Annotated in this window: 10 protein-coding genes and 2 pseudogenes; 5 read left to right on the top strand and 7 right to left on the bottom strand. The window is 62.3% G+C overall.

Annotated elements, in window-relative coordinates; translation table 11 throughout:
• Window positions 1-38: 38 nt before the first annotated feature.
• Complete coding sequence (locus QNI87_RS05340; RefSeq protein WP_300595005.1) at window positions 39-1136, top strand: DUF2855 family protein; 1098 nt, start codon at window positions 39-41, stop codon at window positions 1134-1136.
• Window positions 1137-1298: 162 nt separating this feature from the next.
• On the opposite strand, the gene QNI87_RS05335 is transcribed toward QNI87_RS05340, so the two are convergent.
• From QNI87_RS05335 to QNI87_RS05310, 5 genes and pseudogenes are all read right to left on the bottom strand, one after another.
• A complete protein-coding gene (locus tag QNI87_RS05335) occupies window positions 1299-1667 on the bottom strand; it encodes a hypothetical protein (protein WP_300595003.1) in 369 nt (122 codons plus the stop codon).
• A gap of 263 nt (window positions 1668-1930) precedes the next feature.
• Window positions 1931-2835, bottom strand: a pseudogene (gene rimK / locus QNI87_RS05330) (30S ribosomal protein S6--L-glutamate ligase).
• Window positions 2832-3284, bottom strand: a pseudogene (locus QNI87_RS05320) (RimK/LysX family protein). The pseudogenes rimK and QNI87_RS05320 overlap by 4 nt, the downstream one beginning before the upstream one ends.
• A gap of 90 nt (window positions 3285-3374) precedes the next feature.
• Window positions 3375-4223, bottom strand: a complete 849-nt coding sequence (locus QNI87_RS05315) for an SDR family NAD(P)-dependent oxidoreductase (RefSeq protein ID WP_300594997.1) — start codon at window positions 4221-4223, stop codon at window positions 3375-3377.
• Complete coding sequence (locus tag QNI87_RS05310) at window positions 4220-5986, bottom strand: D-aminoacylase (protein ID WP_300594995.1); 1767 nt, start codon at window positions 5984-5986, stop codon at window positions 4220-4222. Before QNI87_RS05310 ends, QNI87_RS05315 begins: the two co-directional genes overlap by 4 nt.
• 75 nt (window positions 5987-6061) lie before the next feature.
• Here QNI87_RS05310 and QNI87_RS05305 point away from each other — a divergent pair, with 75 nt between their 5' ends.
• Window positions 6062-6964 (top strand): alpha/beta fold hydrolase, encoded by a 903-nt coding sequence (locus tag QNI87_RS05305; protein ID WP_300594993.1) that lies wholly within the window; start codon window positions 6062-6064, stop codon window positions 6962-6964.
• Window positions 6965-7004: 40 nt separating this feature from the next.
• On the top strand, window positions 7005-7958 hold the full coding sequence (locus tag QNI87_RS05300) for a glycerophosphodiester phosphodiesterase family protein (RefSeq protein WP_300594991.1): 954 nt from the start codon (window positions 7005-7007) through the stop codon (window positions 7956-7958).
• A 9-nt stretch (window positions 7959-7967) separates the two neighbouring features.
• On the opposite strand, the gene QNI87_RS05295 is transcribed toward QNI87_RS05300, so the two are convergent.
• Window positions 7968-8837, bottom strand: coding sequence for an alpha/beta fold hydrolase (locus QNI87_RS05295; protein WP_300594988.1), 870 nt, complete (start codon window positions 8835-8837; stop codon window positions 7968-7970).
• A 122-nt stretch (window positions 8838-8959) separates the two neighbouring features.
• Window positions 8960-10657 (bottom strand): alpha/beta fold hydrolase, encoded by a 1698-nt coding sequence (locus QNI87_RS05290; protein WP_300594985.1) that lies wholly within the window; start codon window positions 10655-10657, stop codon window positions 8960-8962.
• A gap of 288 nt (window positions 10658-10945) precedes the next feature.
• Between QNI87_RS05290 and QNI87_RS05285 the strand changes: the two genes are divergently transcribed.
• Window positions 10946-13747 carry an EAL domain-containing protein gene (locus tag QNI87_RS05285; protein ID WP_300594982.1) on the top strand — a complete coding sequence of 934 codons (2802 nt, stop codon included), beginning with the start codon at window positions 10946-10948 and terminating at the stop codon, window positions 13745-13747.
• A 175-nt stretch (window positions 13748-13922) separates the two neighbouring features.
• Entirely contained in the window at window positions 13923-16124 is a 2202-nt protein-coding gene (locus tag QNI87_RS05280; protein ID WP_300594977.1) for an EAL domain-containing protein, read from the top strand.
• Window positions 16125-16126: the final 2 nt, after the last annotated feature.

The following is a 16126-nucleotide window of genomic DNA, read 5'->3' as shown; positions in this document are numbered from 1 at the left end:
TGGTCTAGGTCTGCTGCTCAAGAGGGAGAACGCCTATCATGACACAAAAGCAGGTCCACGTTCGCAAGGACGAGCTTACCAACGCCGTTTTGGTAGAAGCCGAGGGCGCGCCGCTGGCCGAAGGCGCCGTGCGTCTGAAGGTCGAGAGCTTTTCCGTCACCGCCAACAACATCACCTACGCGGTGGTGGGCGACGGGTTCAAATACTGGGATTTCTTTCCGCCCAAGGCCGCTGATCCGGCCGGGCTTGGCGTCGTCCCGATGTGGGGGCACGCGCAGGTAATCGAGAGCAATTGCCCCGGCATCGCCGTGGGCGAGCGCGTCTATGGCTACCTGCCCATGGCGACACATCTCGATGTCGTGCCGGGCAAGGTCCACGAAGGTGGCTTCACCGACATGACCGATTACCGCCAGCCGATGAGCCCCGTCTACAACCAGTATACGCGCCTCGCCGCCGATCCCGAGCACGATCCCGCGCGCGAGGCCGAGCGGATGATTTACGGCCCTTTGTTCAAGACGGGCTTCATCATCGAATACTTCATGCGCGGCGAGCAATGGTTCGGGGCCGGTCAGGTCATCCTGACCAGCGCTTCGTCCAAGACCGCGATGGGCCTTGCCAGCGTGGCCAAGCAGAACTCACCGGGCATCAAGCGCATCGGCCTCACCTCGCCGGGCAATATCGATTTCGTCGAGAGCACGGGGCTTTACGACGAGGTCTACACCTACGATGAGGTCGGGAACCTGGCGATTGTCGAAACCGTGACAGTGGACTTTGCCGGCAACGCCGGTTTGCTCGCCCGGTTGCACGAGCATTTCGGCGATCTGCTCAAATATTCCTGTCTGGTGGGTGCAACGCATATCGAGGAGCGCGGCGCGGGGCTGGGAGCGGGCGGCCATCTGCCAGGGCCCAAGCCCACTTTGTTCTTCGCGCCTGATCACTTTGTCGCTTTCTTCAAGGAGCACGGGCCTATCGAAGGCGGCAAGATGGCAGCCGCGGCGTGGATGGGCTTTCTCGAAGCGGTGGGCGATGCGGTGACGATCGAACGCCACTCCGGCCTCGAAGCCGCCCGCGCAACCTATCTGGAGATGGTCGGCGGCAAGGTTGACCCGGCGAAGGGTATCGTGATCGAGCCTTAGGGGCTTCTGGGCGCGTCGGCTGTGGGAATGCCAAGACGGCGATTTCGTTGGCATACGGGGGTCAGGCAACTGGACTTGCGAGACCCCCAAAAACGCTTCTTCGCCAGGACGACTGACGTTCTATCACCGCAAAGACGCCGCGATGTGCTCGCTGCACGGTGCTCAATCTGGGATCGGGCGCACCGATTCCACCCGATATGGCAACACGTCCCCATCAGGTTCGGTCAAAGTGATATATTCGCCTTGCCGGAGCGCATGGTTCTCGAGATGAAAGATGTCTTCGTCGTCGGCATCGCCAGGCTCATAGGAGAATGCAAACCGCCCTTCGCGATGCAGAATAGCCCCGCGTTGCACGGCTTGGCCAGGCGCAAGCCGCTGAACCGTCGCGCGAGCTGGGGTTTCGTCAAACGCATCGACGTCAACAAGCCCATCATCGGCAAGCGGCAGGATCAGTTCATAGCCGTGCAGGGTCGATCCTTGTGGAAATTCGGGAGTCCTGGCCAGCGACAGTCGGACAATCTTCCAGCTCATGCAGTATCCTCCGGTAAGCTATACACTATCCTACCGCGCAAGGGTTTTTCGGCAAGATGCGATCCCAATGAAGTACCGTAACTTGCGCCCGCTCTGTTGAAACGCGATCAGCCCCAATGGGCGTCGCCAACGGGTCGCAAGCGGAATTTGGGCCTGCCGTCGACTCTCTCTCGAAAAGCCTGCGCAATCGTGATCCCTAAGCGGTGCTCTTGTCCGCCAATGCGCGGTTTGAAAACCGGATCGAACACCCGATCGAGCCCATCTTACCCCGTCCCCTTCGTCTTGGTCTTTCTGGCCTTGGTGTTGTGCTCGATAAACTCGATGATCTTGGTGGCGAGGTCCTGTCCCATCGCTTTCTCTATTCCTTCGATACTCGGCGACGAATTGACCTCCATGACTACGGGGCCGTGATTGGAGCGCAGCATGTCCACGCCGCACACATTCAGGCCCATACGCCGTGCCGCGCTCACCGCGGTGGAGCGTTCCGCCGGGGTGATCTTCACCACCTGAGCGCTGCGCCCGCGGTGCAGGTTGGAGCGGAAATCGTCCGGCGCGCCTTTGCGCTTCATCGCGCCCACGACTTTGCCGCCCACAACCAACGCGCGAATATCGGTGCCGCCCGCTTCGGCGATGAACTCCTGCACCAGAATGTTCACATTCGCACCGCGAAACGCTTCGATCACCGACTTTGCGCTCGACATGGTTTCCGCGAGCACGACCCCGATCCCTTGCGTTCCCTCCAGCAGCTTGATGACCACGGGTGGGCCTTTGACGGCCTTGATGATCTCTTCGGCGGCCTTGGGGTCGTTGGCGTAGGCGGTCAGCGGCAGGCCGATCCCGTACTTCGCGAGGATCTGCATCCTGCGAAGCTTGTCGCGGCTGAGCCCGATCGCGACGCTCTCGTTGAGCGGCACACGCCTTGCATCTCGAATTGCCGCAGCACGGCGAGCCCATAATTGGTGATCGAGGCGCCGATCCGGTGGATGACCGCGTCATACCCGCTGATCGTCTCACCATCGTAGGTGAGGGTGGGCCGGTGGCTGGCGATGATCACATTGCACCGCGTTGTGTTGAGAATGTCGAGCTCATGCCCGCGCGCTTCGGCGGCCTCTTTAAGGCGCGTGTGCGAGTACAGCTTGGGGTTGCGGGCGAGCATGGCAATTTTCATGGCTTGTGACCTTTCACGACCTTCATCCCCGGTGATTGCAGCCAGGAATATCCGCTGTCGACCAGAAAGCGGCGACGCAGCGCCGAACGCCCGATAAGCATCGGGAATTTCATGTCCGAGCGGTCCGCCAGACTGATCTCGGCCTTGAATTCCAGCTCCCCGATCCTGAGCGGGGTCTTGATAACAAAGCGCTGCTGGGTTTCGCCATTGGAGCTCGTGATCCCCCGCACATCGACATGGATGGCTTCGCCCTCATGCCTCTAGCCGCCCCAGTCGACCGCAAAGCGCACATAGCCCCCGTCCGTGCGCTCGATCTCTTCAAGCACCTCGGCGTGAAGCGACGAGGTGCGCGCTCCGGTGTCGACCTTGGCGGGTATGTCCGATAGCTTGAGATCGGGCAACGCGACGATTTCGCGCCAACCGACGATTTTGTCTGACGAGTTCGTCACAGGTGTCCTTACTATAGAGACTGCGCCGCTGAGAGGGTACGCTGGCAAGCCATTGGCCCTTGTCGGCGGGAAATCCAAGGCGCTGCAGTGTCAATTCTGTTCTGCGCGCCCGGCGCCCTCGCTTTGCGCCGCGTATCCGTGGAGCCCTTCGCGCTGGGCCTGGTGACGCGCATTGATCTTGCTGGCGGTGTCCGCTTCGGTCGGGATAATGCACCAACCGCCGCCCTTGGCGAGCGTCTCGGCAAGACCTTTCTCGAGCACTTCAGGTCCGGGTTGGGCGCGCCAGTGATCGCCCAGTTCATCGGGCGCCTGCCGCGCCCCGCCAAAGCGTTCGGGGCGCGCCCTTGCGGCGTTCCAGATCTGGGTGTTGAGAATGCCGGGGCACAGGATCGTAACGCCGATCCCGTCCTCGCCGAGCTCTGCCATGAGCGCTTCGCCGATCGAAGCGGTCATCTGCTTGGTGGTGGCGTAGAGCGTGAAGGGGGCGCTTACCGGTGTGACCGAAGCTGAGCTTGCCGTGATGCCGACATGCCGCGCTCCGGCCTGCGCTTTGAGCGAAGGGAGCCAGCTTTGCGCGGTGTGGACAGGGCCCATGACGTTGACGCCGATCAGCCAGTCGAGCGTCCGCGCCTTGGCGCCGCTGACGGTGTCAGCGGTGCCCACTCCGGCGTTGATCCAGAGCAGCGAAGGCTCGATCCCCTGCGCGATCAGTTTTTCAGCGACGCGCTCGGTTTCCGCTCGGTCGGAGACATCGCAGCCATGCGCGCGAGATTCATCGCCGCACAATCGCGCGGTCTCCTCGGCCTCGTAGGCGTCGATATCGAGCGCGCACACGCGCATGCCCTTTGCGGCAAAACGCTGCGCGAGCCAGCGGCCGATACCGCGGCCCGCTCCGGTAATGACGGCCCAGTCGCCCGGAGCCGGAACGTATGGGCTCACTCGGCCGCCTCGGCAAGCGCGGCGCGTTGCGGTCCACGAATGAGACCGCCGGGCGTCTCGCCGGTCCATTTCCCGTTCTCGAAAGTGACCACGCCGCTTTTGATGGTCGCGACATAGCCCGTCGCTTTCTGGAGCAGACGCTTGCCGCCGGCGGGTAGATCAAATTCGAGCCATGGGCGACCAAGCTTGAGCGCGTCCATGTCGATCACGTTGATGTCAGCGAGATAGCCTGGCGCAATCAACCCGCGATCTTCGAGGCCATAGAGCACTGCGGTGTCGCGGCACTGACGCTTGATCGCATTCTCCAGCGTGATGCGTTCGCCGCGCTTGCGGTTTTTCACCCAGTGCTCGAGCATGAAGGTGGGTGAGGCCGCGTCGCAGATCGTGCCGCAATGCGCGCCGCCGTCCGAGAGCGAGTTCACAGTGTCATCGGCGTGCTGGAGCGGATGGAGGAAATCGAGATTGCCGTCCGCGTAGTTCAGGATCGGCAAGTAGATGAACCCGGTGCCATCGTCCGCGCACAGCATGTCGTAGGCGTATTCCTGCGGGTCGACCCCGGCCGCTTCGGCGCGCGCATTGACGCCGGCGCTCGCATCGGGTTCGTAGTCGAAATCGGGGTCCATCTCGTACTGCATCGCCCAGCCTTGCGTGATGACCATGACAACGCCGATAATGTCCATCGGCGCCTCGGAATAGTCGTTGGCTTCCGACAAGAGCTGCTCCTTGAAACCGGGGTCGAGCAGTTTGGCCTTTTGCTCTTCCCAGGGCAGATCCTTGATTGCCTGCCAGCTGGGGCGGAAGGCGAAGGGGTTCACGGTGCCCTGCCAGGCCATGATGATGCCGTTTCCGCGCAGCGCGATTTGCGCGACGATATGGGCGCCGTTGTCGTTTTCCGCGCGCATCGTGGCGATCTGCTCTTTCAGGGGCATTTCCTTGGCGATGCTTTCGAGCGCGGCGAAGGTTACCGGGATGCCCGCCTCGCGGCTGAGGCGCCCCATCCATTCGAACTCGTTCCAGTCGCGCTGCAAATCGCTCGCCATTTCGAACACGGCGTGGCCGCCAGCGTCCTTGGCGCGGCCCATCGCCTTGCCGATCGCGACCAGTTCTTCCGGCGTAGCGGTGGTGCCGGGAACCAGCTCTCCGTCGACCGATTTGTGCAACACGGTGCGAGATGTCGAGAAACCAAGAGCGCCGGCGCGAACGCCTTCCTCGACGATTGCGCTCATTGTCTCAATATCCTCGGCGGTGGGAACCGCGCCCGGCTGTTCACGGTCGCCCAGCACATACGCTCGCACCGCTCCGTGGGGCACGTGGGTGCCAACATCGACCGTGCGCGGAAGCTTTTCGAGCGCGTCGAGATATTCAGGAAAGGTCTCCCACTCCCACGTAATGCCCTCGGCCAGCGCGGTGCCGGGAATATCCTCGACGCCTTCCATCAGGCTGATGAGCCATTCGTGGCGGTCCGGCTTGGCGGGCGCGAAGCCAACCCCGCAATTGCCCATCACGACCGTGGTGACGCCGTGCCAGCTTGAGGGAGCCATCTCCTGATCCCAGGTCGCCTGACCGTCGTAGTGGGTGTGGATGTCGACAAAGCCGGGCGCAACGACCTTGCCGCTCGCGTCGATTTCGCGTTTCGCGTCGCCGCGTATGGTCCCGACACCAGCGATCAGGCCGTCCTTTATCGCGACATCGCCAGCGAATTGCGGCGCGCCGCTGCCATCAACGATCGTGCCGCCGCGGATGATGAGATCGTATTGTGCCATGGTTCTCTCTCCCAAATTTTGTTGAGGCGATGCGTACCATAGCCTTGGTCAGCCTGCTACGCTTGAAGCATGGTGATGAAACCCAGCGGTGGGCCAAGCTGGCGGCCCGATCCATCGAGCGGCGTGTCCATCGACTTTGTCGAGGCGGGCGAGCTCACCTTCGAAGTCGCGCAAGCCGGTGAGGGCGATCACCTCGCGCTGATGTTGCACGGCTTTCCTGAACTGCATTTCAGCTGGCGTCACCAGATCCCGCTGCTTGCCGAGATGGGCTACCGCGTGTGGGCGCCCAACCTGCGCGGCTATGGCGGAACCTCGCGGCCCAAAGGTGTGCGCAATTACGCGATGGACAAGCTGACAGGCGATGTCGAAGCTCTCATCGCGGCGAGCGGTGCGAAAAAGGTTACGCTGCTGGCGCACGACTGGGGCGCTATCATCGCCTGGGCGTTTGCAATCACGCGCAAGACCGCGCTTGAGCGGCTCGTCGTCATGAACGTGCCGCATCCGAAATGCGCAATGCGCGAGATCAAGCGCTGGCATCAGCGCAAGAAGAGTTGGTACATCTACTTCTTCCAGCTGCCTGTGCTCCCCGAAGCGATGCTGGCGCGCAAAGGCGGGGACGCGGTTGGCGAGCTGATTGCCAGCACGAGCTGCAACAAGGAGCGCCTCGGGCCGCAGATACAGGCCGTATACAGCGATGCGTCGATCCGGCCCGGCGCGCGCACCGCCATGGTCAATTACTACCGCGCCCTCGCGCGCCATCGCGACACGCTCGACATGGGCGATTTCCGCGTCGAGGTACCGACGCTGATGGTGTGGGGCGAGGAGGACGTGGCGATCCATATCAAGTGCACTGAAGGCACCGAAGACTGGGTCACGGATTTGACGCTCAAACGGTTTCCCGGCGTCTCGCACTGGGTCCAGCAGGACGCGCCGGACCGAGTGAACGCAATACTGCAACAATGGCTGCCTAGCGCCTGACGCGCTCACGCTTTTCATCAGAACAAAGGTCTCATCTTCCATGGCCCGTACGACGCTTGCTCTTTCGCTCGCCACGTTAGCCACCGCGCTCTTCCCCATTGCGCTTGGCGCGCAAGGACCCTCCAGCGCGGGTTACACGCTCGATCCGGCGGGCGATCTTTCAGCGATGCTCGATTGCTTCGAGGCTGAGGGAAAGACGCTCATTTCCGCGCACCGGGGCGGGCCGTCGGCGGGGCTGCCCGAGAACGGGATCGAAACCATGGATGCGATGATGGCGGCGGTCCCGGCGGTGATGGAGATCGACGTTGCGCAAAGCACGGACGGTGTCCTCTATCTGATGCACGATCGCACGATCGACCGCACGACGACGGGAACGGGGCCGACCCGTGAGCTGGCATGGGATGCGATCAAGGACCTAAACCTGCGCGATGAAGCGGGCTGGGTGACGCCCTACAAGGTGCCAACGCTGTCCGCCGCGCTCGATTGGGCGAAAGACAAGACGGTGCTCCAGATCGATTTCAAGCGCACCGCCAGCTTTGAAGATACGATCGCGCTGATCCGCGAGAAAGGCATGGAGGCGCGCGTCATCCTGATCGCCTATTCGCAAGGGCAGGCGACGAGACTGCACGAACTCGCGCCCGAGATGCTCATTTCCTATTCGATCTCTGCGCCGGGCGATCTTGAGGAGATAGTCGAAGCGGGGGTTCCTGCGGATCGCATCGTCGCCTTCACCGGTACACGAACCGCTCGGCCTGATCTCTACTCTTTGCTCGACGGGCAGGACGTCGAGGTGATCTTCGGCACGCTGGGCCGCCCGGATCGCTCCATCGACGGGGTGATTAAGCGTTTCGGCACACCCGAACGCTACGCCGAACTCAGCGAGGGCGGGGTGGACGTGCTGGCGACCGACCGCGGGCGAGAGGCTGCGGTGGCTCTGGCTGAAGCGGGGCGGCTGCCGGACGCAGGGCAGTGCGGGGTCAGAGAAGCGGGTTAGTGCAAAGGGTCACGCTGCAAACGCGCTGACCCGGCCCTTTTCCGCCTGGGTCTCGGGCGCGTCGAGGAATTCGCGGATCGCCGCGACGCTCTCATCGGCGTGGGTCAGCAGGAACAAGTGCCCGCCTCCCTCGAACATCTGGATGCGCGCGTTGGGGATCATCGCTTTGAGGATTTGCCCGTTGATCGGGCGCACGATCTGATCGTCCTCGCCCATCATGATCAGCGTTTCCTTTTTCAGGAAGGGCAGCGCGGGCAGGCTGGTCCAGCCAAGCATGCACAAAAGCTGATACATGTAGCCGCGCGGGGAAGGGGGCTTCAGGCGACCGATATGGCTGTCCTTCTGGTGCGCTGCGCCATCGGCATCCGCTCCGCCATAGAGCGTTGCAAAGTGCTCGTTCATGAATTCGGGATCGATATAGCGGCGCGGATTGGCCATTTTGGTGAAGGCCGCCGGATTGCCCGGCACCATCGCCATGCCCGGCGTGGTCGCGACCAGGATAAGGCGGCGGGTGCGCGCGGGATGTTGGAGCGCGAAGTGCTGCGCCATCGCGCCGCCCCACGATACGCCCATCACATCAACCTCTCCCAGGCTGTGGCGGCCCAGAATCTCAGCGGTGATCCAGCTCATGATGAAGGGGTTGTAGGGAATGACCGGATCGGGCGATTCGCCCGTCCCCGGCATGTCGAACATGATGAAGCCGCGCTCGGCCATCGTCTCGGCCAAAGGGGCCACCGCTTCGATGTTTGCCCCGATTCCGTTGAAGAACAGGATAGGCGGCTGCTCGATCCCCTGAACGAGCCTCCACGTCGCAACCCGTAGCGTCCGGCCTGCCACCTCTTCCATGGTGACGACCGCGTCCTTCATTGCATCAGCCAAGATTTTACCCGTCCTTGTCTATCCGAAACTACGCTTGTGAAATGGCACAGGAGGGCTCGTCGATCCCTCGCGAGCTCTGCCTGTGCCATGCCCCGGATCCCTACGGGGCGGGCGTGTCCTTATCAGACTTCTTCGACAACGTAGAGTCCGGGAGCGGGATCAAGCGGGGTATAGGTTGCGTTGCCCAATTGCTTGGGCGCCGCGACTTTCTTGCCCGCGCGTTTCTGCACCCACTCGGCCCAAAGCGGCCACCAGCTGTCTTTGATCTCTTCGGTCCCTTGCAGCCACTCATCGGCGGTCGCAGGCAGCTTGCCGCGCTTCTTCTGGATGAAGTACTTCGCCTTGGGATTGCCCGGCGGGTTGAGGATCGCTTGCATGTGGCCCGATTGCGAAAGCACATAGGTCACGTTCTTCGACCCAAACAGCTGAGTGGAGCGATAAGTTGCCTTCCACGGGGTGATGTGATCGGTGACACCGCCAAGAATGAACAGATCGGCCGTCACCTTGGTCAGGTCGATCTTGTGATCCGCCATTTCAACCGTGCCCGGCGTCGAGAAGGCGAGCGTTTCGTAGAGCGTAAGGAAATCGCCCATCAGGCTTGCGGACAGGTTCGTCGCGTCAGAATTCCAGAACAGCACATCAAATGCGGGCGGGTCCATGCCCAGCAGATAGTTGTTGATGACGTAGTTCCAGATGAGATCGTTGGGGCGCAGCCAGGCAAAGCCGCGCGCGAGGTCATCGGCCTTGATGATGCCGGCCTTGGCCGCGCGCTGACGAGCAAGTTTGAGGCCGTTCTCGCTGACCAGCGAGCCCGCTTCGATATCGGTTGGCTTGGGGTGAAGCACGCACACCATCAGCGTCAGCGAGCCCAGAATGTCGTTCTTGGTCGCCGCCAGCTTGGAGGCGAGCACCGAGGCGGTCTGCCCTCCCGAACAACCGGCCGAGACGTTGACCTTCTTCGAGCCGGAAATGTCCGAGACGATCCGAAGCGCTTCTTCGCAGCTCGCGATGTACTCGTCCATGCCCCAAACGCCGTGCTCTTTGGATGGATTGCGCCAGGAAATGACGAACGTTTGCAGGCCGTTATCGACCTGCCACTTGATGATCGACTTCTCGGGCGAGAGATCGTTGATGTACATCTTGTTTATCTGCGGCGGGATGGTGAGCTGCGGGATTTCATGCACCTCATCGGTGGTCGGCGCGTACTGGATCAACTCGTACATCTCGGTGCGATGGACAACGCTGCCCTTGGAGGTCGCGATGTTCTCACCCAGTTTGAAAGGGCGCTTGTCGACCTGGCTGACCATTCCCTTGTTCTGCGTCAGGTCCTTGTAGGCGTTCTGCAGACCCTTGATCAGGCTAAGGCCCCCCGAATTGATGAGCTGTTTCTGCGCCATCGGGTTGCCCGCCAGCGTGTTGGTGGGGGCAAGGCCGTCAAGAATGATGTTGGCGATGAAGTTGGCCCGGTTGCGTTCCAGCTCGTCTAGCTCAAGCTCTTCCAGCCAGCCGCGCATTCCCTTTTGCACGGCGAGGTAGTATTGCGCCCCTGCGCGAAAGAACGGGTTGAACTGCCAGGCCGGGTCCTTGAAGCGCTTGTCCTTGGGATCGGGCTGAAGATCGCTGCGCCCGGTCATGATTTTGACCATGTCCTCCGTCATCGAACGCGCGTGTTTGAAGGCCCGGCTGGGATCTGAAGCCGTTTCGCGCAGCAACAGCGCCACCGCTGACACGAAGTCCTCGCGCGCAACGCCAATAAGCGGCCCGAGCGCGTTGGTTGACTGCGCTGCCTCGTTTTCGAGCTGTACTGTGCCGTCTGCCATTGAATTCCCCTTTCGGTTCCTCTCTCCATGAACGCCGCTTGCGCGCACTTGGTGTTCCATTTGTGATGGGCTGGGGCCGATTTCTCAGCCTTTGTCTCGGCTCCCTTTCAGCCGACTGCGAACGAAATCGTGCCTTTGGCCTTGCGGCAAGACATGCCCTGCCGTTTGTTAACGCGCAAGCGCCGCGCAATATCCCGGGCGTGTTGAGGCTGCCCAAGGGGGCTCGGTAGTTCTTTCTTAAGAGGCGCAATTAACCGGATTTCAAAGCGTTCCCGGCATGCGATTTCAATGGTGAACCGACCACTGCGTAATCTGCCAGAGGCGCGTGTAAACCCGAGCGCTGCGAGCGCGGGGGCCGCCCGCGATCGCGCCCTCGGCGCGCGCGAGGCATCGGCGCTTTACACGGTCGATCCGGTGCACCTGGGTTCCAAGCCCCAGTCGACGACGACGCCGGATTCCCCTGCAAAGACACCCTTCATCGAACGCCGTTCGGTTGATCGAGATCGCCGACGGTCGCATCCCGATGATCGAGCGACAGCCGGCGAGGCTCTGTTCGAAAGCCATTATTACCTGCCTCAAGACCAGCGCGGGCTCGCGCTCTTCATGCTGCTCGCCTTCCTGATCGCAGGAGGAGTTGCGCGGACGATCCCCACGCCCTTGGCGCTTGTGGCGGCCGGCGCGTCGATCGCTCTCATCCTGCTTGGCGCCCCCTTTGCGAAGCTGGAACGCCGGGCTGAGACGCCAGACAAGGTCCGACACGCGCTGATGGTGATTGGGATCATGCTCCCCATGGCGCTTGCTGGCTACGCGTTTGCGAATTGGGTGATCGTTGGGCTCCCATGGCAATGGGCCGTCGCCAGTCTTGTGTGTATCAACGCTGCATCCGCGGCGCTTTATCGCGCGCGGATCGTTGCGATGTTTACCGCCAAGATTTCGATCTGGGCCGCCTTCGCGCTGGTTCATCCCTCGGCGCTGACTGTCTCGGCGGTGATCGGAGCGGCGCTTGCGCTCGGCATTATTGCGCGCTTCGAATGGACAGCGGCCGAGCGACGTCGCCTGGCCTCCGAAGCGCGCGAGCGAGTGGCCGCGCGCGCGGAAGACATCCTGCGCAGTTTTGAGGAAACCGGACAGGGCTGGTTCTGGGAAACCGACCGGCGCGGGCTCATCAGCTATATCTCACCTGCAGCAGCGAAGGTTATCGGGATGACGGTTGACGCGTTGCATGGACAGCCGCTCACCATGATCGTCGATCAGGATGCTCGCGCTTCGGACGCCGAGCGGACGCTGGGCTTTCACCTGTCGGCGCGCTCAGCCTTTCGCGATATCGAGGTGCTCGCGGCCAATTCGGGCGAGGAAGAGCGCTTCTGGTCGCTTACGGGGCGCCCGGTTTACGACACGTTCAACAACTTTTGCGGCTTTCGCGGCCACGGCACCGACCTGACCGAGAAGCGGCGCAGCGAACAGCAGGTCACGCGCCTTGCGCACTACGATTCGCTCACCGGGCTCGCCAACCGGGTGCAGATGAGCGAGGCGCTGGAGCAGATCCTTGCTGCCCCTCGCGAACGCGACCGTGCCTGCACGGTGCTGATGCTCGATCTCGACCGGTTCAAGCAGGTCAACGATACGATGGGCCACCCCGCGGGCGACGCTCTGCTGAAACAAGTGGCGCAGCGTCTTGAGCGCGTGCTTGACGGGATCGGGCGCTGCGGCCGCCTTGGCGGCGACGAGTTTCAGGTGATCATTCCAGGCTACGCCAACCGCGAGGCGCTGGTCCACGTGGCCAAGCAGATCATCCAGTCGCTCTCGCAGCCCTATTCGATCGACGGTCACAGCGTCGTAATCGGCGCGTCGGTGGGGGTGGCCATCGCGCCGGATGACGGAACGACAAGCGAAGACCTGATCCGCAATGTCGACCTGGCGCTCTACGCCGCAAAGGACGCCGGGCGCGGGGTTCACTGCTTTTACGCGGAAGATTTGCACTCGGCTGCCGAGGAACGCGCGGAACTTGAGCAAGAGCTGCGCGAGGCGATCCAGACCGGCGGTTTGTCGCTCTATTATCAACCGGTCGTCTACGCCGCGACCGAGAAGATCGTCGGCTTTGAAGCGCTGATGCGGTGGAACCACCCCAAGCGCGGCTTTATCTCGCCGGAAAAGTTCATCCCCATCGCCGAGGACGCAGGGTTGATCGATCAGATGGGGCAGTGGGCGCTTCGCACCGCGTGTGCGGATCTGGCGCGTTGGCCCGATACGATCCGGTGCGCGGTCAATGTCTCGCCGCTGCAATTTTCCAACCTTGAGCTTGCCACCCACGTTGCCAACGCGCTGGCGCATGCTGGCGTCGAGCCGGCTCGACTTGAGCTTGAGATTACCGAAAGCGTGTTCCTCAACGACAGTTCGGGCACGGACGCAATGTTCAAGGCGCTCAAGCGAGTGGGAGTGCGTTTGGCGCTCGACGATTTCGGGACGGGGTATTCTTCGCTCGGATATCTGAAGAAAGCGCCGTTCGACAAGATCAAGATCGATCAGAGCTTCGTGCGCGGCGCGACCGAGGATGGCAGCCGCAACGGAGCGATCATCGCCTCTATCACCTCGCTTGCCGAAGCGCTCAGTATGGATACGACCGCTGAGGGCGTGGAGACGCTGGACGAACTGGAACTGATCCGCCTGCTCGGGTGCAGCCACGTGCAGGGCTATATCTACCATCAGCCGCTCGATGCCGAAGAGGCGACTGAGCTGGTGCGGGGCAACCTGGCGGCGCAGGCTGAAGGGCCAAGAGCGGCGCGCCATCCGCGCCAGGTGCTTCTGCGCCGCGTCACGATTATCCATCGCGACAACCGCCTGACCGCGAATATTCGCAACATCTCCGACGGCGGTGCCTTGGTTGAAGGGCTTTGGAACATGCCGGTGGGCAGCGCGATCCGGATCGAGTTTTCGCCGGGCAAGTGCGTCGAAGCGCAAGTGCGCTGGTCGCGTGAGAACCGTGTCGGCGTCGAATTCCGCGACCCCTTGCGACGGCGCGCGGATGGCACCTTCGCGATGCTTCATGAGCGCCCACAGGTGAAGTCCTTCGCAGGCCGTGGCGGCATCTAATACCCGCTGACGACACGTACAATCCGTTCAATGCACGCCGCAGCGGCGATGGCGATTCGCCGCAGGCGCGAGTCTTTTTTTGCGCCGCGAATTAGGTCAAAACTAACCAATTGGCTTTACACAAGCGCAATCGCCAGAACGCGGCGAGGCATGCAATCGGGAAGGATTTGGCGAAGTGCCCCTCAAAGGCCTTTTGTCATCAGGAAGCGCGAAGTCGGCAGCGAAGTCGTCCAAGTGGCGGTTCAAGACCGTGCCGCAGACGCTGTCTGACGCTCAGAAAGTCATGATGCTCGACCAGCTCGAGCAATCGGGCCTTGGGTGGTTCTGGGCGAGCGATGAAGAAGGCCACCTGACCTATCTCAGCCCCGCGCTTGCCGAACGCCTTGAAATTCCGCTTGAAGATCTGATCGGCAAGCCGCTGCCCGATCTGTTTGATCCCGCCACAAACGAACGCAGCCCCAAGCCGTTGTCGCTGCTGCTCAACACGCACAAGGCGTTCTCCGGGCTGGCGGTGCAGTCGGTGCGCCGCTCGGACGGTGCGGTCTTGCGCCTTGCCGGGCACCCGATTTTCGAGGGTGGGAAATTCAGCGGTTTCCGCGGCACCGGCGCGGACATAACCGAGGATTACCACCGCGAGCAGGAAACCGAGCGCCTGGCGCGTTACGATTCGCTCACGGGGCTCTCTAACCGGCACCGCATGGCGCATATCATCGAGACCACGCTGACCGCGTTCAAGGCCGCCAAACGCAATTGCGCGGTCATCATGCTCGACCTCGACCGCTTCAAGCAGGTCAACGACACGCTGGGCCATGCGGCAGGCGACGAATTGCTCAAGCAGGTCAGCGCGCGGCTCAAACGCGCCATCGGGCGAGATTGCGAGATCGGTCGACTGGGCGGCGACGAGTTTCAGGTTCTGCTGCCGGACATGGACGATCGCGGAGAGCTCGGCGAGATTGCTTCCAAGATCATTACGATGCTCAAGCAGCCTTACTCGCTCGAAGAAGGCCGCTGCGTTATCGGTTGCTCGGTCGGGATAGCGATTGCCCCGCACGATGGGGTGACCGGCGCGCAGATCGTGCGCTCGGCGGACCTTGCGCTTTACGCCGCGAAGAATGGCGGGCGAGGGCAGTATCGTTTCTTTACGGCCGATCTGGAATTCGAAGCGATTTTTCGCCGTCGCCTCAGCGAAAACCTTGGCGACGCGGTTCGCGACGAACAGCTCGCGCTGCGCTTTGAACCGATTGTCGACGCCGAGACCAAGATTGTGCGTTCGCTTGAAACACACATATGCTGGCAGCATCCGGAACGGGGCTATATCGATGAGGAGGAATTCGCGCAGATCCTCGACGGGTCGGATCAGGTCAATGAGGTAAGCCTGTGGGCGATCAACGAAGCCTGCCGCCTCGCTGCAAACTGGCCCGAAAGCGTGCGCATCGCGGTCAACATTCCGCTAACTCTGCTCAAGGCCGACAATTTCCTGGACGACGTCGCGCAGGCGCTTCAGGAATCCGGTCTCGCGCCGAGCCGTCTCGATCTTGAGGTGGGGGAAGACCTCTTCTTCGGCGACAGCGAAGCGGCGGACCGGATCCTTGGATCGCTCTTCAAGATGGGCGTGCGTTTGACGCTCGATGAGTTCGGCAGTGGCTATTCCTCGCTCGCCTATCTGCGCCGCGCCCCGTTCGATACGATCAAGATCGATCAAAAGCTGATCGCCGAGATCGAGCGGGTGGACGCGCGCGAGACGGGACTGGTGAAGGCGATCGTGGCGCTTGCCGGTGCGCTGGAGATGGACACGATCGCCACCGGTATCGACACGCCCGAGCTCATGGCGGTGATCGGCGATTGCGGCGTCGGCTGTGTGCAGGGTGCGATCTACGCCGAGCCCGTCGACAAGGAAACGGTCGAGACCGAGTTCATCGGCGGTGCTTGGACCCTCCCGCCCGGCGAAGACCGCACCAAGCGCGCGCGGCGACGGACCGTGTTCCGCAAGATTCAGGTGATCCACGACGATCACTCCTATGAGGTGACGCTGCGCAACCTGTCGAAGACCGGCGCGCTGATCGAAGGGTTGGAAGACGTTCCCAAGGGCACTCAGTTCGTGGTCGATCTGGGCGGTGGGCAGCTCGCTGTCGCGACGGTCATTCGCACGAATGGCGACATTCAGGGTCTCGAGTTCGAGACGGCCCTGATCGAAGACGGCGCAGGCGGGCTGTGCACACGCAACCGGGTCAGCCCCTACGCTCTGGCGGCGGCGGGCGCGCCGCTCGCTGCGCTTTCCGCGGGCAATTACAAAGCGATGCAAGGCGGGGTCGCGGCCAAAACGGGCAGCGTCCCGCAATTTGGCTATTCGCGAACCACGACACGCGAAATCGCGTAACA

Origin of the sequence: Erythrobacter sp. (assembly GCF_030066995.1) — a bacterium.
Lineage (GTDB): Bacteria > Pseudomonadota > Alphaproteobacteria > Sphingomonadales > Sphingomonadaceae > Erythrobacter.
Note: the sequence above shows the minus strand (reverse complement) of the source record. Positions and strands in the feature narration are given on the sequence as shown.

Excerpts from the sequence above, each read along its gene's own strand:
- QNI87_RS05305 (WP_300594993.1), top strand. The coding sequence starts at position 6,062 with ATGAAACCCAGCGGTGGGCCAAGCTGGCGGCCCGATCCATCGAGCGGC.
- QNI87_RS05285 (WP_300594982.1), top strand. The coding sequence starts at position 10,946 with ATGGTGAACCGACCACTGCGTAATCTGCCAGAGGCGCGTGTAAACCCG.
- QNI87_RS05300 (WP_300594991.1), top strand. The coding sequence starts at position 7,005 with ATGGCCCGTACGACGCTTGCTCTTTCGCTCGCCACGTTAGCCACCGCG.
- QNI87_RS05335 (WP_300595003.1), bottom strand. The coding sequence starts at position 1,667 with ATGAGCTGGAAGATTGTCCGACTGTCGCTGGCCAGGACTCCCGAATTT.
- QNI87_RS05290 (WP_300594985.1), bottom strand. The coding sequence starts at position 10,657 with ATGGCAGACGGCACAGTACAGCTCGAAAACGAGGCAGCGCAGTCAACC.
- QNI87_RS05340 (WP_300595005.1), top strand. The coding sequence starts at position 39 with ATGACACAAAAGCAGGTCCACGTTCGCAAGGACGAGCTTACCAACGCC.
- QNI87_RS05310 (WP_300594995.1), bottom strand. The coding sequence starts at position 5,986 with ATGGCACAATACGATCTCATCATCCGCGGCGGCACGATCGTTGATGGC.